This is a genomic window from Corallococcus sp. AB038B (assembly GCF_003668955.1).
Classification (GTDB): Bacteria; Myxococcota; Myxococcia; order Myxococcales; family Myxococcaceae; genus Corallococcus; species Corallococcus exiguus.
The window spans coordinates 1-22,765 of sequence record NZ_RAWO01000013.1; the positions used below are offsets into that span (position 1 = coordinate 1).

General features: G+C 71.5%; 1 protein-coding gene (cut by a window edge). It reads left to right on the top strand.

Going from position 1 to position 22,765, the window contains the following annotated elements; genetic code table 11:
• The coding region annotated (locus D7Y04_RS34515; protein ID WP_121762076.1) for a non-ribosomal peptide synthase/polyketide synthase crosses the window boundary (this coding region is incomplete at its 5' end): on the top strand, positions 1-22,765 show 22,765 of its 36,017 nt. 13,252 nt of the annotated region lie beyond the right edge of the window.

Here is a 22,765-nt window from a genome sequence, read left to right on the forward strand (position 1 = left end):
GCTTCCCGGTGACGTTGATGTCGCCGATGGCCTTCCTCAAGCGGCCCATGGCGTGGCTGGAGGCGGTGTCGCGCTTCGGGGGCACCATCAGCGGTGGGCCGAACTTCGCGTTCGACTTGTGCGTGCGAAAGAGCACGCCGGAGCAGCGACGGGCGTTGGACTTGAGCCGGTGGGAGGTGGCCTTCTGCGGCGCGGAGCCGATTCGGCCGGAGACGCTGGAGCGCTTCGTGGAGGCGTTCGGCCCCAGTGGCTTCCGACGAGAGGCCTTCTTCCCGTGCTACGGGCTGGCGGAAGGCACGCTCATCGTCTCCGGAGGCGAGAAGTCGGCGCCGCCGGTGTCGGTGACGATTTCAGGTGAGGGGCTGGAGCGGCACCGCGCGGAGGAAGTGGGCGCGGTGGAGCCCGGTGCGCGCACACTGGTGGGGTGTGGCCAGACGCTGGCGGAGCAGCGAATCGCCATCGTGGACCCGGAGACGCTGGAGCGGCGTGGGCCTGGGGAGGTGGGCGAAATCTGGGTGTCGGGGCCGAGCGTGGCCCAGGGGTACTGGGGCCGGGAGGACGCGACGCGCGAGACGTTCCAGGCGCGCATCGCTCGGGAGGACGGCGGACCGTACCTGCGCACGGGTGACTTGGGCTTCCTGCGGCCGGAGGGCGAGCTGTACGTCACGGGGCGGCGCAAGGACCTCATCATCCTGCGAGGGCGCAACCACTACCCGCAGGACCTGGAGGCGACGGTGGAGGGAGCGCACCCGGCGCTGAGGCCCGGGGGCGGCGCGGTGTTCTCGGTGGAGGTGGGGGGCGAGGAGCGCGCCGTCGTCGTGCAGGAAATCGACGTGCGGCGGCTGGGCGGACTGCGAGAGCAACTCGCGGCGGCGGACGCGGCGGTGGGCACCATCCGTCAGAGGCTGGCGGAGTCGCACGAGGTGCAGGCGCACGCGGTAGTGCTCATCGAGCCGGGCAGTCTGCCCAAGACGTCCAGCGGCAAGGTGCAGCGGCACGCGTGCCGAGCAGCCTTCCTCGCCGAGACGTTGCAGGAGGTGACGGCGTGGCGGGCGGAGCCGCCGGGTGGCGCGCGTTCGTCGTCCGAAGCTCCCCTCCCCGCTTCATCCGCATCCATTCCAGGCTTTGACGGGGCCGGATCCATCAAGGCGCCGGGCGTCGGTGCATCCGGACCGTTGGCGTTGGCTGGAGCCTCCGGTTCCGGAGCCTCTGCCGTCCCGGGCTCCGGTGTGGCTGGGGCCAACAGGCCTTTGGCTTCGTCCGGGCCGTCATCGAGTCATGAGGGCGGAGCCATCAGTCCGGTCGCTCCTGGCGCGGGTTCTGGCGCACACGAAGCGGCGCCCGGCTCCGAGGGCCTGCCCGCGAATGCGGACGAGGCAGCGCTGGTGGCATGGCTGCACGACGTCGTGGCCCGGCACATGCGCATGCGCCGTGAGGACATCGACGTCGATGCTCCGGTGACTCGCTACGGGCTGGACTCATTGGGCGCGATGGAGCTGGCGCACGAAATGGGTATCGGCACGATGCGCGTGACGGTGCCCATGGAGTGGTTGCTCCAGGGCCCGAGCATCACGGCCCTTGCACGGCAGTTGATCTCGGCCCGCACGGCGGCGCCCGCCCCTGCATCGAGCACGCTGCGTCGCCGCGAAGTAACAGGCGACCGGGCGGCGTCCTTCGCGCAGGCACGGCTGTGGTTCCTGGACCGGTACGCACCGGGCGACGTGACCTACAACCTTCCCGCCGCCGTGCGACTGGAAGGCGAGCTGGACGTGGCCACGCTGGAGAACAGCCTCCTCGTGCTCGCCGCGCGCCATGACGCGCTGAGGACTTCCTTCCGGGAACAGGACGGAAGGCCGCTGCAGGTCATCGCGAGCGTCGCATCCCTGCCGCTGGCCCGCGTGTCACTGGAGTCCCTGCCCGCGGACACCCGCGAGGCCGAAGCCTCCCGTTTCGCCCATGAGGAGGCCCGCCGCCCGTTCGTCCTGACGCAGGGACCGCTCGTGCGCGCCACGCTGCTGACACTGGATGCGCGGACTCATGTGCTGGTGCTCGTCATGCACCACGCCGTGTCGGACGGCACATCCATGGCCGTTCTGGTGCGCGAGATGTCCGCCGTCTACGCGGCGCTGCTCGAAGGCGGCCCGTCGCCGCTGCGCGCGCTGAAGGTGGCTTACTCTGACTACGCGGAATGGCAGCGGGATTCGCTGGACGGAGCCGCGCTCGCACCACACCTGGACTACTGGCGGCAGCAGCTCTCAGGCGCGCCCCGCTTGCTGGAGCTGGCGACAGACCGGCCGCGTCCCCCCGAGCGTGGAACGCAGGGCGCCCGGGTGCCGGTGGTGCTCGACTCACGGCTCGCCGAAGCAGTGCGCGCGTTGGCCATCAGCGAGGGCGTCACCCCGTTCATGGTCCTGCTCGCGGCCTTCCAGGCGGTGCTCGCGCGCCGCTCGGGACAGGGCGACGTCAGCGTGGGCACGGCCATCGCGGGCCGTGAACGCGCGGAGTTGCAGGGCCTGGTGGGCTTCTTCGTCAACACGCTGGTGATGCGCACGCGGCTGTCCGGCGCGCCCACCTTCCGTGAGCTGCTGGGCCGGGTGCGCGCGACGGCGATGGGTGCGTACGCGCACCAGGACGTGCCCTTCGAGAAGCTGGTGGAAGCGCTCCAGCCCACGCGCGAGCGCGGGCACACGCCCCTCTTCCAGGTGATGTTCATCCTCCAGGGCGCGCAGGTGGGCGCCCCCGTGCTGCCGGGCCTCCAGTCGCGCTTGCTCGACGTGCATTCGGGCACGGCGATGTTCGACCTGACGCTCTCGCTCTCCGAATCCGCGAGGGGCTTCGAGGGCTGGCTGGAGTACGCCACCGACCTCTTCGACGCGGACACCGTGGCCCGCATCGCTGGCCACCTGCGCGTGTTGCTGGAGGCCGCCGTCGCGGACCCTTCGCGCCAGGTGGATGCACTGCCGTGGCTCAGCGCCGACGAGTCAGAGCACCTGCTCGCGCTGTCGCGTGGACCCGACATCGAGTTCCCCTCGGATGCCACCCTCTCCTCGCGCTTCGCGGCGCAGGTGGCCCGCACGCCGGATGCCGTGGCGCTCGTCGCAGGGGACGGCCGGCTGACGTACCGGGAGCTGCGTGCTCGGGCCCGGGCCGTGGCGCACACGCTGAGGCAGCGTGGCGTGGGGCCGGAGTCGGTGGTGGGGCTGTGCGTGGACCGCTCGGTGGAACTGGCGGTGGGGATGCTCGGCATCCTGGAGGCGGGGGCGGCCTACCTGCCGTTGGATCCGGCGTACCCGGCGCAGCGGCTCGCGGCGATGTGGGAGGACTCGGGGGCGAAGATCCTCGTGGGGCCTCGTCGCCTGGAGGATGTCATCGGGGTGCCGGCCGAGCGCCGGCTCTTCCTCGATGACGTGGCCCCTTCGGTGGGAGCGGACTTCGTACGGTCCGCGGGTGACGCGCGGACGCTCGCGTACGTGCTCTACACGTCGGGTTCGACGGGGCGGCCCAAGGGCGTGGGCGTGCCGCACCGGACGGTGATGAACTTCTTCCGCGCGATGGATGCGCACGTCTCGCCGTGCCCCGGCACGTGGCTGGCGATGACGAGCATCTCCTTCGACATCTCCGTGCTGGAGCTGCTCTGGGCCTGGACGCGCGGCTTCCAGGTGGTGCTCGCGCCCACGGGCCTGGAGCCCGCGGCGTTCGCGGACCTGCTGGAGCGCCACGCCGTCACCCACTTCCAGTGCACGCCGTCGTACGCGCGTGCGCTCGTGGAAGAGCCCCGGGCGCTGCATGCGCTGGGCGGGCTGCGCCAGATGCTCGTGGGCGGCGAAGCGCTTCCGGGGAGCCTCGCCTCGAAGCTGCGGGAGCATGTCCCTGCCCTGCTCAACATGTACGGTCCCACCGAGACGACGGTGTGGTCGTCCATGCATCGCGTGGAGACGGACACGGCCGGCACGGTGTCGTTGGGACGACCGCTCGCGAACACCGGGCTGCACGTCCTGGATGACCTGCTGAGGCCGGTGCCGGTCGGTGTCCCCGGTGAGTTGTTCATCGGGGGTGAAGGCGTGGTGCGCGGCTACCTGGGCCGGCCAGACCTGACGGCCGAGCGCTTCGTGCCGGACGCGCTTCGCGAAGCGCCGGGCACGCGGATGTACCGCACGGGCGACCGGGTGCGCTGGCTCGCGGACGGGACGTTGGAGTTCCTGGGCCGCATCGACCACCAGGTGAAGCTGCGCGGCTTCCGCATCGAGCCGGGCGAAATCGAAGCCGCGCTCCGCACGCACCCCGAGGTCCGCGAGGCCGTGGTCGACGTGCGCGAACAGCGGCTCGTGGCCTACGTCGTCCCGGCCTTCGGGGATGCCGGCGTTCTGCGTGAGCACCTGCGCTCCCGTCTCCCTGCGTACATGGTGCCTTCGGCCTTCGTGGGTCTGGACGCCCTGCCCCTCACGCCCAACGGCAAGGTGGATCGCGGAGCCCTGCCCGCCCCCGCGGCCCCCGTCGCCACCGAGGACTCGGGCCCGCTGACGCCGCTCCAGGAGAACCTGGCCGCGCTGTTCCAGGACCTGCTGCACGTGGAGCGCGTGGGCGCGCACGATGACTTCTTCGCGCTCGGTGGGCATTCGCTGCTGGCCACCCAGCTCGTCACCCGAGTGAGCGCCCGCTTCGGCGTGGACCTGCCCGTGCGCGCGCTGTTCGACGCACCCACCGTGGCAAGGCTCGCGGAGCGCATCGAAGCGCTCCCCTCCCGATACCCCGCCGCCCCCATCCCCACGGTGTCCCGGGATGAAGCGCTGCCGCTGTCGTTCGCGCAGCAGCGCATGTGGTTCCTGGATCGGATGGAGCCCGGCCAGGCCCTCTACAACATCCCCCTGGCCCTGCGGCTCTCCGGCCCCCTGGACGTGGAGGTGCTGCGCCGCACGTTCGCGGAGATCGTCCGCCGGCACGAACCGCTGCGCACCACGTTCGAGGAACGTGAAGGCCAGCCGCTCCAGCGCATCCACGCGCCGCCCTCGGACTGGTCCCTGCCGGTGGAGTCCCTTCCCGAAGGCGCCGAGCGCGACGCCACCCTGCGACAGCGCATGCGGGAGGACGCGACCCGGCCGTTCAATCTGGGCACCGGCCCGTTGCTGCGCACGAGGCTGCTCCGGCTGTCCCCGGACGAACACGTACTGCTCCTGTGCATGCACCACATCGTCACGGATGGCTGGTCCATGGGCGTGCTCGTGCACGAAGTGGCCAGCCTCTACCCGGCGCTGGCAGCGGGACGTCCGTCGCCACTTCCGGTGTTGGAGGTGCAGGCCGCGGACTTCGCCGCATGGCAGCGCCAGCAGGACGACTCCGAGACGGCACAGGCCCGGCTGGACACGCTCAAGGAGTCCTTGAAGGACGTGCCCGTGCTCACCCTGCCCGCCGAGCAGGGACAGCCCGGGACCCGGTCGACGCGTGGGGACAGCCATGTCTTCACGCTGCCCGCGTCCCTGGTGCATTCGCTGGAACAGGTGGGCCGCGACCGCGACGCCACGCTGTTCATGGTGCTGATGGCCGGGTACCAGGCCGTGCTGTCGCGCTACTCCGGGCAGGACGACTTCGCCGTGGGCACGCCGGTGGCCCACCGGACCCGGCCGGAGTTGGAGCCCCTCATCGGCGTGTTCCTCAACACGCTGGTGCTGCGCGCCCAACTGGACGGAGCGCCCCGCTTCTCCGAACTGCTGGGCCGCGTGCGCGAGTCCTCCCTGGCCGCGTACGCGCACCAGGACGTGCCCTACGAGCGGCTCGTGGAGGCCGTGGCCCAGGCGCGCGGCGGTGATCGCACCTCGCTGTTCCAGGTGATGTTCGTTCTCCAGAACGCGCCGCTGTCCACGCCGGCCCTGCCCGGCGTCCGCGTGGAGCGGCTGCACACCTCGACGGAGACCGCGCGCTTCGATCTCCTGCTGTCGCTCACCGCGAACGACGGCGGCCTGGAGGGAACGCTCGAATACAGCCGGGACCTCTTCTCCGAGGACGCGGCGGCGCGGTTCGCCACCCACTTCCAGGTGCTGCTGGAGGCCGTGGCCCGCGATGCGGCGACGCCCGTAGATCTGCTACCGCTGATGGACGACGCGGAGCAGCGGCGGCTGCTGGTGGATTGGAATGCCACCGCGCGCGACTACCCGCTGGAGGGCACGCTGCACGGGCTGGTGGAGGCGCAGGTGGCGCGCACGCCGGACGCCATCGCGGCTGACTTCGAGGGCGCGCGGCTCACGTACCGCGAGCTGGACGGCCGGGCCAATCAGCTCGCACGTGCGCTGCGGGCGCGCGGCGTGGGACCAGAAGTGCGCGTGGGCATCTGCGCGGAGCGGTCGCTGGAGTTGGTGATCGCGCTGCTGGGTGTGCTCAAGGCGGGCGGCGCGTACGTGCCCATCGATCCGTCCTCGCCGGCGGACCGGCGGACGTACCTGGTGGAGGACTCCACGGTCGCGGTGTTGCTGACGCAGCAGCACCTGCGGCCGTTGCTGTCGGTGGGGAGCACGCCGGTGCTCTGCCTGGATTCGGACTGGCCCCAGGTGGCGACCTTGTCGCCGGAGCCCGTGGAGTCGGGCGTGGGCGCCGAGCACCTGGCGTACGTCATCTACACGTCGGGCAGCACGGGGCGTCCGAAGGGCGCGATGAACACCCACGCGGGCATCCGCAACCGGCTGCTCTGGGGGCAGGACGCCTACGGGTTGGAGCCCCGCGACGTCGTGTTGCAGAAGACGCCCTTCAGCTTCGATGTCTCGGTGTGGGAGTTCTTCTGGCCGCTGATGACGGGCGCGCGGCTGGTCGTGGCGAAGCCGGGTGGGCATCAGGACGCCGCATACCTGGTGGACCTGATGGCTCGCGAGGGCATCACGACGGCGCACTTCGTGCCGTCCATGCTCCAGGTGTTCCTGGAGGAGCCGGGGCTGGAGCGCTGCACGGCGCTTCGCCGGGTCGTGTGCAGCGGAGAAGCGCTGCCGCTGGAGCTGACGGACCGCTGCCTGGAGCGGCTGGGCGTCCCCCTCCACAACCTCTACGGCCCCACGGAGGCCGCGGTGGAAGTGACGGCCTGGACCTGCGAGCGCCATGACGGACGGCGCTCCGTGCCCATTGGCAGGCCGGTGGCGAACACGCGGATCCACGTCCTGGATGCATCGTTGCAGCCGGTGCCGGTGGGCATCGCGGGAGAGCTCCACATCGGCGGCGTGCAGGTGGGCCGGGGGTACCTGGGCCGTCCCGCGCTGACGGCGGAGCGGTTCATCCCGGATCCGTTCGGCCCTCCGGGAGCGAGGCTCTACCGGACGGGAGACCGGGCCCGCGTCCTCGCGGACGGCACCATCGAGTACCTGGGCCGCCTGGACTTCCAGGTGAAGCTGCGCGGGTTCCGCATCGAGCCCGGCGAAGTGGAGACGGCGCTGCGCCAGTGCGAAGGCGTGCGCGAAGCCGTGGTGGTGGTGCGCGAGGACGCGCCCGGCGACAAGCGCCTGGTGGCCTACGTGGTGGGCCAGGGCGTGACGGTGGAAGCCCTGCGCGAGGCGCTGAAGGCGAAGCTGCCGGAGTACATGGTGCCCACGGCCTTCGTGGCGCTGAACGCGCTGCCGCTGTCCCCCAACGGCAAGGTGGACCGCAAGGCCCTGCCTGTTCCGGACGCGCGTCCGGCAGCCCTGGCACCGTCGAAGCCCCAGCGGATGACGCCCTTCCAACAGCGGATCGCGGACCTGTTCCGAGACGTGCTGCGGGTGCCGAAGGTGGGCGTGCACGATGACTTCTTCGCCCTGGGTGGACACTCGCTGCTGGCCACGCGGCTGCTCTCCCGCGTGCGCTCCACGTTCCAGGTGGAGCTGCCCCTGCGCGGCCTCTTCGACGGGGCCACCGTCGCCGAGGTCACCGAACAGGTGGAGGCCCAGCTCCTCACGCGCACCGGCCTCCCACGCGTGCCGGCGATCCGCAAGGTGCCTCGCGACGGCGAACGGGTCCTGTCCTTCGCGCAGCAGCGGCTGTGGGTGATGGAACAGCTGCAACCCGGTGCCACTCCCTACGTGCTGCTGGGCGCCGTGCGGCTGGACGGCGCACTGGACGTGGAGGCCCTGCGCCGCGCGCTGGAACTCCTCGTCGATCGCCACGAAGCCCTGCGCACCACGCTCGCGCTGAAGGGCCGCGACCCTGTCCAGACCCTCCAGCCGACACCGGTCTGGGCGCTGCCCGTGACGGACCTGGGCGACCTGCCGGACCCCGAATCGGCGGTCCAGCAAGTGGCACGCGACGAGGCGGGCCGGCCCTTCGATCTGGGCACCGGGCCGATGCTGCGCACGCGCCTGCTGCGGCTGACGTCCACGCAGCACGTGCTGCTCCTGGGCATGCACCACGTCGTCGCCGACGGCTGGTCCCTGAGCGTGATGGTGCGAGAGGTGGCCACGGCCTACGCGGCCTTCGCTTCCGGTTCGGCCCCGGTGCTGCCGGAGCTGCCCGTGCAGTACGCCGACTTCGCCGCGTGGCAGCGCGGTTGGCTCCAGGGCGACGTGCTCGCGGACGAAGTGGCGTGGTGGAAGGAGCAGCTCGCGGGTGCGCCTCGGGTCCTGGAGTTGCCCACGGACAAGCCTCGGCCCACGACGCGTTCACCTCACGGCGCGCTGATGCCCGTGCACGTGCCTCGCGACCTGACGGACCGGTTCGCGGGGCTCGCCCGACGCGAAGGCGCCACGCCGTTCATGGCGCTGCTGGCCGCGTGGCAGGTGCTGCTGTCCCGCTACAGCCGGCAGGAGGATCTGCTCGTCGGCGCTCCCATCGCGGGCCGCACCCACGGTGACGTGGAGGGGCTGGTCGGCTTCTTCGTCAACACGCTGGTGCTGCGTGCACGCGTCCGTCCGGAGACGTCCTTCCGAGCGTTGCTGGGACAGGTGCGGGACACGACGCTCGCGGCCTACGAGCACCAGGACCTCCCGTTCGAGAAGCTGGTGGAGGAGCTCCAGGTGCCTCGCGACCTGGGCCGCACGCCGCTGGTGCAGGCGGTCTTCGCGCTCCAGAACGCTCCGGCCGAGGCGTTCAATGCGCCAGGGCTGAGGATGGAACCACTGGAGCTGGACGCGGGCACGGCGCACTTCGACCTGAGCCTGCTGCTCACGGAGACGCCGGACGGACTGCGCGGCTCCATCGAGTACAGCACCGACCTCTTCGAACGCGACACCGTGGCCCGGCTCGCCGGGCATCTGCTCGTGCTGCTGGAGGCCGCGGTCGCCGGGCCGGACGTGCCCCTCTCACGGCTGCCGTGGCTCACGCCGGAGGAGCGCCAGCAGGTGCTCGTCGCGTGGAACGACACCGCCCTGCCCTATCCCTCCGACAGCACGCTCGCGGAGCGCTTCGCGCTGCAGGCCTCGCTGCGCCCGGACGCCGTCGCGGTGGAGGACGGGGATGAACGGCTGACGTACGCGCAGTTGGATGCGCGGGCCAATCAGCTCGCGCATGTCTTGCGAGCCCAGGGCGTGGGACCGGATGTGCTGGTGGCGCTGTGCCTGGAGCGCTCCGTGGGCTTCGTCGTCACGGTGCTCGGCATCGTGAAGGCCGGCGGCGCGTACGTGCCGCTGGATGCGTCGTATCCCGCGCAGCGGCTGAGCTTCATGCTGGAGGATGCCCGGCCGCACCTGCTCGTCACCACGCGCGAGCTGCGTGGCCGGCTGCACCTGCCCGACGCGTCCCTGCCGTGCCTGTTCCTGGAGGAACTGGAGCTGGCCGATCAGCCCGTCACCGCGCCGGAGACGGGCGTGGGGCCGCGCAACCTGGCCTACGTCATCTTCACCTCGGGCAGCGGCGGACGGCCCAAGGGCGTGGGTGTCGAGCATCGCGGCCTGCTGCGCGTGCTGCACGCCGCGCCGTACATGCACTACGGGATGCGCGACACGGTGCTGCTCTTCGCGCCCGTGTCCTTCGACGGCTCCGTGCTGGAGCTGTGGATGCCGTTGATGCACGGCAGCCGGCTCGTCATCTTCCCGGGCCACGTGCCCGCGGGCGACATGGACACGCTGGCCCGGGTGGTGGAGCGCCACGGCGTCACCTTCATCCACATGCCCTCCGGCCTCTTCTCGCAGTTGGTGGAGCACCGGCCAGACATCCTCGGGCGGCTGCGGGAGCTGCACACAGGCGGCGACATCGTCTCCGCGCCGCACGTTCGCCGCGTGGTGGAGTCTCTGGGCATTCCGTTCACCAACGGCTACGGGCCCTCCGAGGGCTCCATTGTCGCCACCGCCTTCACGGTGGAGCGGCCGGAGCAGGTCGGCACGACGGTGTCCATTGGAGCACCGCTCGCCAACACGTCCGTGTACGTGCTGGACGCAAGCCTGAACCCGGTGCCCGTGGGCGTACCGGGCGAACTGTTCCTCGGCGGTGACGGCGTGGGCCGGGGCTACGTGTCGCGGCCGGACCTCACGGCGGAGCGCTTCGTGCCGGATGCCTACGGCGCGACACCGGGCGCACGGCTGTACCGCACGGGGGACATGGGCCGCTGGCGTCCGGACGGCACGCTGGAGTTCCTGGGCCGCATCGACACGCAGGTGAAGGTGCGCGGCTTCCGCATCGAGTTGGCGGAGGTGGAGGCCGCCCTGCGCGACCTGCCCGCGGTGCAGGACGCAGCGGTGGTGGTGCGCGAGGACGTGCACGGAGACAAGCGGCTCGTGGCCTACGCGATGCCTGGCCCGGGGCAGGTGCTGGACGCGTCCGCACTGCGAGCGGCGCTGCGGCAGAGGCTGCCGGAGTACATGGTGCCGTCGGTGTTCGTGATGCTGGACACCCTGCCCCTGAACCCCAGCGGCAAGGTGGACCGCAAGGCTCTGCCCGCGCCGGACGCCGCGTCCACCGGACGTCAGGGCCGCTTCGTGGAGCCCACACACCCGCTGGAGCAGCGCCTGGCGCCCGTCTTCGCCCGCGAGCTGAGCACGGACCGCGTGAGCGCGCAGGACCACTTCTTCGAGGACCTGGGCGCCACGTCGTTGACCGTGGTGCGGCTGGCCGCGCGCCTGCGCGAGGAGCTCCAGCGCGAGGTGCCCGTGGTGTGGCTGTTCGAACACCCCACGCTCGAAGGGTTCGTCCAGCGTCTGGAGCGTGAGTCCCAGCAGGGCCCGGGCACCGTACCGCAGCCCGTATCCCAGGCTCCCGGTCACCGTCCGCGCGAGGCGCCGAAGGCCGGCGAGTCCGGCTCCATCGCCATCATCGGCATGGCGGGCCGCTTCCCCGGCGCGATGACGGTGGCGGAGTTCTGGAGCAATCTGCGCGGAGGCGTGGAGTCCATCACGCGCTTCGCCCCGGAGGAACTGGAGCACCTGTCCGTCCTGCCAGAGGGGCTGGAGTTGTGGCACCAGCCAGCCTTCGTCCCGGCCGCGGGAGTCATCGACGGCGCGGACCGGTTCGACCACGCGTTCTTCGACATGTCGATGCGCGAGGCGCAGTTCACGGATCCGCAGCAGCGGCTCTTCCTCCAGACGGCGTGGGCCGCACTGGAGGACGCGGGCATCGACCCGGAGCGCTTCCCCGGCGCCATCTCGCTGTACGCGGGGGCCACGGGCTCCGGGTACACGGACGCCGTGCGGCAGGCGATGCCGCTGGACGCGGCGTCGTTCATGGAGCTGCACGGCACCGCCACGCACGAGAGCCTGGCGACGAAGGCATCCTTCAAGCTGGGGCTCACGGGCGAAAGCGTGCTGCTGTACACCGCGTGCTCCACGGGCCTGGTGGCGGTGCACCTGGCCTGTCAGAGCCTGCGCACGGGCCAGTCCGACGTGGCGCTCGCGGGCGCGATGCGGCTGTCGCTGCCGCAGCGCACGGGCTACGTGCACGAGGAGGGGCTCATCTTCTCCCCGGATGGCCACTGCCGCGCGTTCGACGCGAAGGCGGGGGGCACGTTGTCCGGCAACGGCGTGGGCACGGTGGTGCTCAAGCGCCTGGAGGACGCGCTGCGAGATGGGGACTCCATCTACGCCGTCATCCGGGGCTCGGCGCTGAACAACGACGGCCGGAACAAGTCCGGCTTCACCGCGCCCAGTGTGCAGGGACAAGCAGCGGTCGTGTCCCAGGCGCTGACCAATGCGGGCGTGGCACCGGAGGCCGTGGGCTACGTGGAGACCCACGGCACCGCGACGCTGCTGGGGGATCCGATTGAAGTGGCGGCGCTGACGCGCGCGTACGGCCTGGGCGCGGAGCACCGGGGAAGCATCGCGCTGGCGTCGCTGAAGACGAACGTGGGCCACCTGGACACGGTCGCGGGTCTCGCGGGCCTGATGAAGGCCGCGCTGTCGCTGCACCACGGGGAGATTCCCCCCAGCCTCCACTTCGAGAAGGCCAACCCGCAGATCGACTTCGACGCGGGACCGTTCTTCGTCAACACCATGTTGCGGCCGTGGCCTCGGGGTGAGACGCCCCGCTTCGCCGCGGTCAGCTCCTTCGGCATTGGCGGCACCAACGCGCACGCGGTCCTAGAAGAAGCCCCCCTGCGGCGGAGCGGTCCCACCTCGCGGTCCCATCAACTGGTCCTGCTGTCCGCGCGCTCGCTGGAGGCATTGCAGGCCGCGGTACGGCAGCTGGATGTGCACGTGGCGGAGGGCGTGGATGCGCAGGCGTTGGCGGACCTGGCATTCACGCACGCCGTGGGTCGCAAGGCGTTCGAACACCGTCACGCGCTGGTGGTGAAGGACGCGGCGGACCTGGTGCGCCAGCTGCGCAAGCCGGTGGTCGCGGTGAAGACCGAGAAGCGCGCGCCTCGCGTGGCGTTCGTGTTCTCTGGCCAAGGAGCGCAGCGGGTCTCGATGGGGCGCGAGCTGGCGGAGGCGTCGCCCCGGTTCCGAGAGCTCCTGGACGCGTGCCTCGCGTTGTTGGAAGCGCCGCTGCGGGACCGCGTGTCGAGACTGCTGTCCCCCGAGGCCGGTGCGGAGGCGGAGTCCACGGAGGCCCTGGCGGACACGCGCGTGGCGCTGCCCGCGCTGTTCAGCGTGCAGGTGTCCCTGGCGCGGCTGTGGCAGGACCTGGGCGTGAAGCCGTACGCGGTGCTGGGGCACAGCTTCGGCGAGTACGCGGCGGCGTGCGTCGCGGGGGCGTTGTCCCTGGAAGACGCGATGCGCCTCGCGGTGGCGCGCGGTGAGCTGATGCATCGCATGCCGCCGGGCGCGATGCTCGCGGTGGCGCTGCCCGCGGCTCGGGTCCAGGCGCTGCTGTCGGGCCGGCTGGAGTTGGCGGCGGTGAACTCGCCGGACCGCTGCGTGGTGTCCGGACCGGTGGAGGAAGTGGAGCGCCTGGAGGCCGCGCTCAAGGCCCAGAAGGTCGGAGCGGTGCGCATGCCGGCGCCGCACGCGTTCCACTCGGTGGACGTGGAGCCGTTGATGCCGGAGCTGGCGCGCGTGGTGGGCACGCTGAGCTGGACAGAGCCGGCGGTGCGGTACGTGTCCAGCCTCACGGGGACGGTGGCACAGCCCGGACAGCTGGCGGATCCGCGCTACTGGACCGAGCAGATGCGCAAGCCCGTGCGCTTCACCCGCGCGGTGGAGACGCTGCAGGAGGAAGGCTGCGCGGTGATGTTGGAGGTGGGCCCCGGTCAGGACGTGACGCCGCTGGTGCGCGCGAACCTGATGGCGGTGGAGAACGGCGCGCCTCGCGTCCGAGGCCTGCCGTCGCTGCGTCTGAGCAGAACGACGACGGAGCAGATGAGCTGGCTCCAGGCCGTGGGAGAGCTGTGGACCGCGGGCGTGCCCGTGGCCTGGAGCGCGTTCTACGCGCACGAGCAGCGCCTGCGGCTGCACCTGCCTACGTACGTCTTCCAGGAGAAGACCGTCTGGGTGGAGCAGAAGGCGCAAGGCCGCATCACTGTGGCGGCGCCGTCTCCGGTGGAGGTGTCCACGCAGGCCGTGGAGGCCGTTGCCCTCCCCGCTTCGATCGCGAGTCCTGCCCCTGTCCAGGCATCGGCCCCCCTGCCCTCGCAGCCCACGCGTGACGATGCCCCTCGTGGCGATGTGGAGGAACGCGTGGCCGCGCTGTGGCGCGCGCGACTGGGCATGGAGTTCGTCGGCCGCAACGACGACTTCCTGGAGATTGGCGGCAACTCGCTGACGGCCGCGCAGCTGCTCAACCAGGTGCGTGACGCGTTCGGCGTGAACCTGCCGCTCGCCGCCCTCTTCGAGGCCCCCACGGTCGCGGGCATCGCGGAGCGACTGGTGCCCCTGCTGCGTCAGTCGCCGCAGGCCCCCGTCTCCGTGGAGCTGCCGCTCGTGCCGCTCGCGCGCACTGGCGAGCTGCCGCTGTCCTTCGTGCAGGAGCGTGTCTGGCGCCTGGAGCAGCACCTGCCCGGTCAGTCCGCGTACAACATCCCGTTCGTCCTGCGGCTCGAAGGCGACCTGGACGCGGACGTGATGGAGCGCGGCATTCAGGAAATCGTCCAGCGCCACGAAGCGCTGCGCACGACCTACGACGCCGTGGACGGCCGCCCCGTACAGCGCTTCCACGCGCACATGCGAGTCCCGCTCACCCGCGTAGAGCTGCTCGGCCCCGTGGAGACCCGCGAACCCGAGGCCCTCCGGCTCGCCCGCGAGGACGCCGCGAAGCCGTACGACCTGGTCCACGGCCCCGTGTTGCGCACGACGCTCGTGCGCGTGGACACGCGGCTGCACCTGCTCCTTTGCGGCATCCACCACATCGTCAGCGACACGCTGTCCATCGCCCTCTTCGTCCAGGAGCTGGGCCAGCTCTACGACGCCTTCCTCCAGGGGCGCCCGTCCCCCCTGCCCCCGCTGCCCGTGCAGTACGCGGACTTCGGCGCATGGCAGCGCAACAGCATCGCGGGTGGCCGGCTGCCCGAACAGGACCAGGGCTGGCGGCAGCGGCTGGCCGGCATGCCGCGCAAGCTGGACCTGCCCACCGACCGCCCGCGCCCCACCGAGAGCCCGCTCACCTCCGAGCGCATGACGGTCGAGTTCCCGCCCGCGCTCGCCCGCGAGCTGGTGGCCTTCGCGCGCCGTGAGGGCTTCACCGGCTACATGACGGTGCTCGCCGCATGGCAGACGCTGCTGCACCGCTACAGTGGCCAGACGGACGTCATCGTCGGAACGCCCATCGCCAATCGCACGAGGCCGGAGCTGCTGCCGCTCATCGGCTACGTGGCGCACTCGGCGGCGTTCCGGACGCGCTTCACCGAAGGCCTCACGTTCCGCGAGCTGCTGACCCAGGTGCGTGACGAGGTCGCCGACGCACAGACGCGTCCGGACGTGCCCTTCGAGTACCTGGTGGAAGCCCTCATCCCGGGCCATGACATCGGCCGAGGAAGGCTGACGGACTCCGTGTTCGTCTACCACACGGGTGCGGCCGCGGGCGCCGGGACGCTGAGCCTGACGGGCCTGCGCGGCTCGCTGGTGGAGGTGCCCGGCACGCCCGTGCAATGGGGCGCCACCCTGGCGGACCTCACGCTCCTGCTCTCCGAAGCGCCCGGCCGCGTCCACGGCGTCCTGGAGTACGCGACGGAGCTGTTCGACGCCGCCACCGTGGAGCGGCTGATGGAGCACTTCCGGGTGTTGCTCGGAGCGGCGCTCGCCCGGCCTGAGACGCCTGTCGCTCAGTTGCCCCTGACCACGGAGGCCGAGCGCCGCGCCTGGCCCGCGCCCCGTGCCTCACCGGGCATCACCTCCGTGCCGGCCCTCCTGGCGGACCGGCGTGCACGCCACGCGGACGCCACCGCCGTCTCGCGTGGGGATGCGCACTGGACCTGGGCCGAACTGGGCGCCCGGGCGGATGCCCTGGCCGCGCGGCTGAAGGCCCTGGGCGTGACGTCCGGGACACCGGTGGCCGTGTGTCTGCGCTCGTCGCCGGAGAAGCTGGCCGCGCTGTGGGGCGTGCTGGCCGCGGGTGGCGCGGGCATCGCGCTGGGTCCGGCGGACCTGACGCAGTTGCCCGTCTACGCGCCGGAAGGCACCCGCGTGCCGGTGCTCGTCACCACGCGCGCGCTGGTGGCCTCCGTGCGGGTGGAGGCATCACGAGTCATCTACGTGGAGGACGTGGACGCATCGGGTGCACCCCTCGGCACAGGAGTGGACGCGCACGCACTGGCGTGGCTGTTGCCCACGGGCGCCGGACAGCCCGCCTGGGCGCTGGGCCACCGCGAGCTGTCTGAGTTCTTCACCGGCCTGGACGCGCGGCTGTCTCCACCGGACGGCGGCGCCTGGCTGTCCGCGAGCGAGGCGTCCGCGGACCGTCCGGAGCTGGAGGCCCTGTGGGCGCTCACGAGAGGCCTGCGCGTGGTGTACCCGCCGGAGCGCATCACCGCGCGGCTGGTGAGTCTGGGCGGCGGCGGGCCTCGCGCGAAGGCGATGGACCTGAGCCTCATCTACTTCGCCAACGACGAGGACGCGCTCCAGGGCCCCAAGTACGAACTGCTGATGGAGGGCGCGAAGTTCGCCGACGCGAACGGCTTCTCCGCGGTGTGGACGCCGGAGCGGCACTTCCATTCGTTCGGAGGCTTGTACCCGCAGCCCGCGGTGATCTCCGCCGCGGTCGCGGCCGTCACGAAGCACCTGCACGTGCGCTCCGGCAGCGTGGTGCTGCCGCTGCATGATCCGCTCATCATCGCGGAGCAGTGGTCCGTGGTGGACAACGTGTCGCAGGGCCGAGTGGGCCTCTCCGTGGCCACGGGCTGGCACACGCAGGACTTCACCTTCGCGCCGGCCAACTTCGAGAAGCGCCGCGACATCCTGCTGGAGAAGCTGTCCACACTGCGCTCGTTGTGGCGCGGTGAGCGCTTCAAGCGCCCCGGCGGCGCGGGCACCCTGGTGGAGGGAGCGCTGCGGCCGAAGCCCGTGCAGAAGGAGCTGCCGGTGTGGCTCACCGCCACGTCCAACCCGGAGACCTTCCGCATGGCGGGCGAGCTGGGCGCGGGCGTGCTCACGGGCCTGCTGTCGCACTCGCTGGAGGAGTTGAAGCCGAAGGTGGCGTTGTACCGCGAGGCCTGGCGCCGCAACGGCCACCCCGGCCGAGGCCACATCACCTGCATGCTGCACACGTACCTGGGCGACGACGACCAGGAGGTGTTGCGCCTCGTGCGCAAGCCGCTGCTCGCGTACTTCCGCAGCTCGGTGGACATCGTCACGTCGCTGCTGCTCACCCAGGGCTACCAGGGCGACATCCAGAAGCTGTCCCCGGAGGACATCGACGCGCTGCTGGAGCACACCTTCGAGAACCACGCCAAGACGACGGGCCTCGTGGGGACGGTGGACGGCGCCGTGAAGCGTCTGCGCGACGTGCGCGCGGCGGACGTGGATGAAGTGGCGGCGCTCATCGACTTCGGTCTGGACACCCCGGTGGTGCTGGACGGTCTGCGCCGCCTGGCCGTGGTGCGCGAGCGCATGGCCGCCGAGGCCTCCGCCCGCCAGGAACAGGTGCTGGTGGAGGCCGAGGCGGGCGTGGAAGGACTGCTGGAGCTGGCGCGTCAGTCCGGCGCGGTGCTGGTGCATACGTCGGCCCGGCTCGCGCGTTCACTCAGCGAACTGCCCGGAGCGCGAGAGTCCCTGGCTCATATTGGCGCGCTGGTGTTGGAAGGCGCGTCGGCGGAGTTGGGCTCGGCGCTGCACAGGGCCGCGGGCGTGGAGGTGTGGCTGTCGGGTGACGCCCAGGAAGGCGCGCTGTTGCCGCGCACGCTGGGAGAACGCATCCCCGCGAACCTCCAGGCGTGGGTGTTGGACGCGGCCGGTCAGCCCGTGCCCGCGGGCGTGGTGGGCGAACTGGCCCTCGCGGGCGCGGGGCTTCCCACTGCGCTGTGGCGCGCGGGCGACGAGGACCGCCGCCTGGTGCCGCACCCCCGAGAGGCCGCGGCGAAGCTGTACCGCACCGGCCGCCATGCCCGGTTGCGCGCGGATGGCCGCGTGGAGCCCGTGGCGTCACCGACCCACCTCCCCCCTCCGCCCGTGGCGCGTCCCGCCGTCGTGGAAGCGCCGCGTCCCGCCGTGGCGCCCGTCGCCGCGCGCCCCTCGACTCCAGTCGTGAACGAGGGCCCGCCGCCCATTCCGCGCGTGGGCCGCGACCGGCCGTTGCCGCTGTCCTTCGCGCAGCATCGCCTCTGGTACCTCCAGCAGATGTCGCCCGGCAGCGGCGCGTACAACAACCCGTCGCTCTTCCGCCTCGTCGGGGAGCTGGACGTGGACGCGCTCCAGGCCACGCTGGACGCGCTGGTGGCGCGGCATGAAGTGCTGCGCACCACGTATGAACTGGAGGGCGACCGCGCGGTGCAGAACATCCACCCGCCGCGCGGCCTGCCGCTCCCGCGCCGCGACGTGGAGGGTGACACGCCCGAAGCCCGCGAAGCGGAGATGCAGCGCTTCTGCAGGGCCTACGCGCTGTTGCCCTTCGACCTGGATCAGGCCGTGCTGCGCGCGACGCTGCTGCGCCTGGAGCCCCAGGTGCACGTGCTGGCGATCGTCTTCCATCACGCCGTGTCCGACGCGTGGTGCAACATGGTCGTCGCGCACGAGCTGACGGCGAACTACGCCGCGTTCCACGCGGGCCAGCCGTCGCCCCTGACGGAGCTGCCGGTGCAGTACGCGGACTACGCCGTGTGGCAGCGCGCCTGGCTGGAAGGCGGCGTGATGGAGGCGCAGCTCGCCTGGTGGAAGCAGCAGCTGGCCGGGGCGCCCACGCTGGAGTTGCCCACGGACCGGCCGCGCCCCGCGCTCCAGTCCTTCGCGGGCGCGCGATACCGCTTCGCGTTCCCAGCCGAAGTGTCCGCGCCGCTGCTGGCGCTGGGCCGCAAGCAAGGCGCCACGTCGTTCATGGTGCTGATGGCCCTCTTCCAGACGGTGCTGTCGCGCTACTCGGGACAGGACGACTTCGTGGTGGGCACGCCCATCGCGGGCCGCACGCGCCCGGAGGTCGAGTGGCTGATGGGGTGCTTCATCAACACCCTGCCCTTCCGCTCGAGGCTGTCCGGCCAGCCGTCCTTCGTGGAGCTGCTGGGCCGCGTGCGCACCCAGGCCCTGGAGGCCTACGCGCGCCAGGACGCTCCGTTCGAGCGCGTCCTGGAGACACTCGAACTCCCCCGGGACCTGAGCCGCACGCCGGTCTTCCAGGCCGTCCTCAACGTGATCAACACGCCGGAGGCTCGGGGCCAGCTGCCCTCGCTGGCACTGAGCCAGGTGGAGGTCCCCAACGACACGGCCAAGTTCGACCTGTCCCTGGAGGTGCTGGAGAGCCGCACGGGCATCGCCTGCCACCTGGAGTACGCGACCGCCCTCTTCGACGCAGCCACCATCGAGCGCATTGCGGAGCACCTGGTGGTGCTCGCGAGGGAGATCATCGCGACTCCGGAGGCTCCGCTCGCGACGTTGTCACTGCTCACGCCGACCGCCCGCGAACAGGTGCTGCGCGGCTGGAACGACACGCGCGTGGACTTCCCCGCTGGGGCCACGCTGCACCACCTCTTCGAGTCCCAGGCCGAACGCACGCCGGAGACCATCGCGCTCCAGTTCGAGGACCAGCGCCTCACGTACGCGCAGCTCGAAGCCCGGGCCAACCAGCTCGCGCATCACCTGCGTGCGCGCGGCGCGGGTCCGGAGACCCTGGTGGGCGTCTGCATGGAGCGCTCGCTGGAGATGGTCGTCGCACTCCTGGGCGTCCTGAAGGCCGGAGCCGCCTACGTGCCGCTGGATCCGGCCACGCCCACGGAACGGCTCGCTGGGATGTTGGAGGACACCGCCGCGCCCGTGCTCCTCGTGCAAGAGCGCATCTGCGCCGCGCTGCCTCCGAATGCCGCGCACGTCATCGCGGTGGATGCGCAGGCGGACCTGCTCGCGAATGAGTCCACGGCCCGTCCCGTGCCGTTGGCTGGGGATGACTCCCTCGCCTACGTCATCTTCACGTCTGGAAGCACGGGCCGTCCCAAGGGCGCGATGAACGCGCATGCGGGCGTCGTCAACCGCCTGCGCTGGATGCAGGGCCGCTACGGCCTGACGCCGTCGGACACGGTGCTCCAGAAGACGCCGTTCAGCTTCGACGTGTCCGTCTGGGAGTTCTTCTGGCCGCTGATGACGGGCGCGCGGTTGGTGCTCGCGAGGCCCGGAGGCCACCAGGAACCGGACTACCTCGTGGCGCTGATGGCGCGCGAGGGCGTGACGACCACGCACTTCGTGCCCTCCATGCTGCGAGCCTTCGTTGAAGAGCCCGGCCTGGAGTCCCTGTCGCGCTTGCGCCAGCTGATGTGCAGCGGCGAAGCCCTGCCCGCGGACCTGGTGCTCCGTGCCCAGGCGCGACTGCCGCACACCACGCTGCACAACCTCTACGGCCCCACCGAGGCCGCCGTGGACGTGACGTCCTGGGAGTGCCCGCGCGACGAAGCCCTGCGAGTCGTGCCCATCGGCCGGCCCGTGGCCAACACGCGCATGCACGTGCTGGATGCCCGCGGCGAACCGGTGCCCGTGGGCATCCCAGGAGAGCTGTTCATCGGCGGCGTACAGGTCGGCCGAGGCTACTGGCGCCGCCCCTCGCTCACCGCCGAGCGCTTCATCCCCGACGCCTTCAGCGACACGCCCGGCGCGCGCCTGTACAGCACGGGCGACATCGCCCGGTGGCGCGCCGACGGCACGCTGGAGTACCTGGGCCGCGCGGACTTCCAGGTGAAGCTGCGAGGCTTCCGCATCGAGTTGGGCGACATCGAAGCAGCGTTGCTCACGCACCCGGATGTTCGGGAGGCCGTGGCCGTGGTGCGCGAGGACGCGCCCGGTGCGCGGCGGCTGGTCGCCTATTTCGTCTCGGGCGCGGACCTGGATCTGGGCGCTCTGCGGACCCTCCTGTCGCGGCGGCTGCCCGAGTACATGGTGCCCGCGATCTTCATCCCGTTGCCGGCGCTGCCGTTGACCTCCAGTGGCAAGGTGGACCGCAAGGCCCTGCCCACGCCGGAGGTCCAGCGCGCCGCGACGCGCGAGTACATCGCGCCCCGCACGGAGATGGAGCGGAAGCTCGCGGAGGTCCTGGCGCAGGTGCTGCGCGTCGAACGCGTGGGGCTCGATGACAACTTCTTCGAACTGGGCGGCGACTCCATCATCAGCCTCCAGGCCGTCGCGAGGGCCCGGCAGGCCGGCATCCAGCTGTTCGTCCGCGACCTGTTCCAACATCCGACGCTGGCGGCCCTGGCCTCCGTGGCTCGCGTCAGCGGAGGCCGCCTCGCGGAACAGGGACCGGTGGTGGGCGAGGTACCGCTCACGCCCATCCAGCGCCAGTTGCTGGAGCGCGAACCCACGCATGCCCATCAGGTGCTGCTGCTCCAGGCGCGCCAGCCGTTGAATGCGGCGTGGGTGGAAGAGGCGCTCCAAGCACTGGTGGTCCACCACGACGCCCTGCGCATGCGCTTCATGCGTGAGGACGGCGGAGCCTGGCGCCAGCAGGACGTCGCGCCCGATGAGGCCCAGGTTTCCCTGCTCCAGTTCGACCTGTCCGAACTGCCCGCGGAGATGCGCGCGGCGCGGCTGGAGCAGGAAGCCGAGCGCCTCCAGGCTTCGTTCGACCTGGCCCGGCCGCCCCTGCTGCGCGCCGCCCTCTTCCACTTCGGCGCCGGACAAGAGCAGCGCCTGCTGCTGATCTTCCACCACCTGGTGGTGGACGCCTTGTCCCAGCGGGTGCTTGTCGAGGACCTTGAGACCACCTACCTGCGCTTGCGCGCGGGCCAGTCTCCCGCGCTTCCCACGAAGACGACCTCGTTCCTGGCCTGGGCCCGCAGGCTGGAAGTCCACGCCCTGTCCGACGCGCTGCATGCGCAGACGTCCCTCTGGCTCGACGAGGCCCGGCGGGACGTAGCGCCGTTGCCCACCGACGGCTCCGGGCCCGGCACCGCGGCATCGCACCGCACCGTGTCCGTGCGGCTGGAAGCGGAGGAGACCCGGCTGTTGCTCCAGGAGACGCCGGGGGCCTGGCGGGCGCGGATCAACGAGATCCTGCTGACGGCCCTGGCCCAGTCCCTGCGCGAGTGGACGGGCCAGTCGCGTCTGCTCATCGACCTGGAGGGCCACGGTCGTGAGGAGCTCTTCGCGGACGCGGACGTGTCCCGCACCGTGGGGCGTTTCACGTCACTGACGCCGGCCCTGCTCCAGTTGCCGGAGGGTGGCTCGACTGGAGACTGCCTGCGCGCGGTGCGCGACTCGCTGTCCACATGGTCCGACCGAGGCATCGGCCAGGGCCTGCTGAGGTTCATGGGTCCCGAGGAGCTCCGCCATCGGCTCGCGGCCCTGCCGTCCGCGCAGGTGGTCTTCAACGAGTTGAGGCAGCTGGACGGTTCCACCGGCGCCAGCACCCTCTTCGCCCCAGGCACCGAGCCCACCGGCATGACGGTGGCTCCCAGGTCCCATCGCGCTCACGCGCTGTCCATCGACTGCTTCGTCGCGGACGGACAGCTGCGGATGGACTTCGGCTTCAGCCATGAGTGGCATCACACCGCCACCATCGAAGCCCTGGCCCAAGGCTTCACGCGCGCGCTGCGCGAGCTCATCGCCCGACGCAACTCGGAGGACGCGAGCAGGAGGACGCCGAGCGACTTCCCGCTGGCGCGCCTGTCCCAGGCCTCACTGGACGCGGTGCTCGCGGCGCAGGGGCACACGGTAGAGGACCTGTTCCCGCTCTCCGCGCTTCAGGAGGGCATGCTCTTCCACGCGCTGAATGATCCGGAGTCGGGCTTCTACTTCGAGCAGGTCGCGTGGTCGGTCCACTCGGATGTGGACCTCGCGCTGTTCCAGCGGACGTGGCAGACGGCGGTGGACCGCAACCCCATCTTGCGCACGGC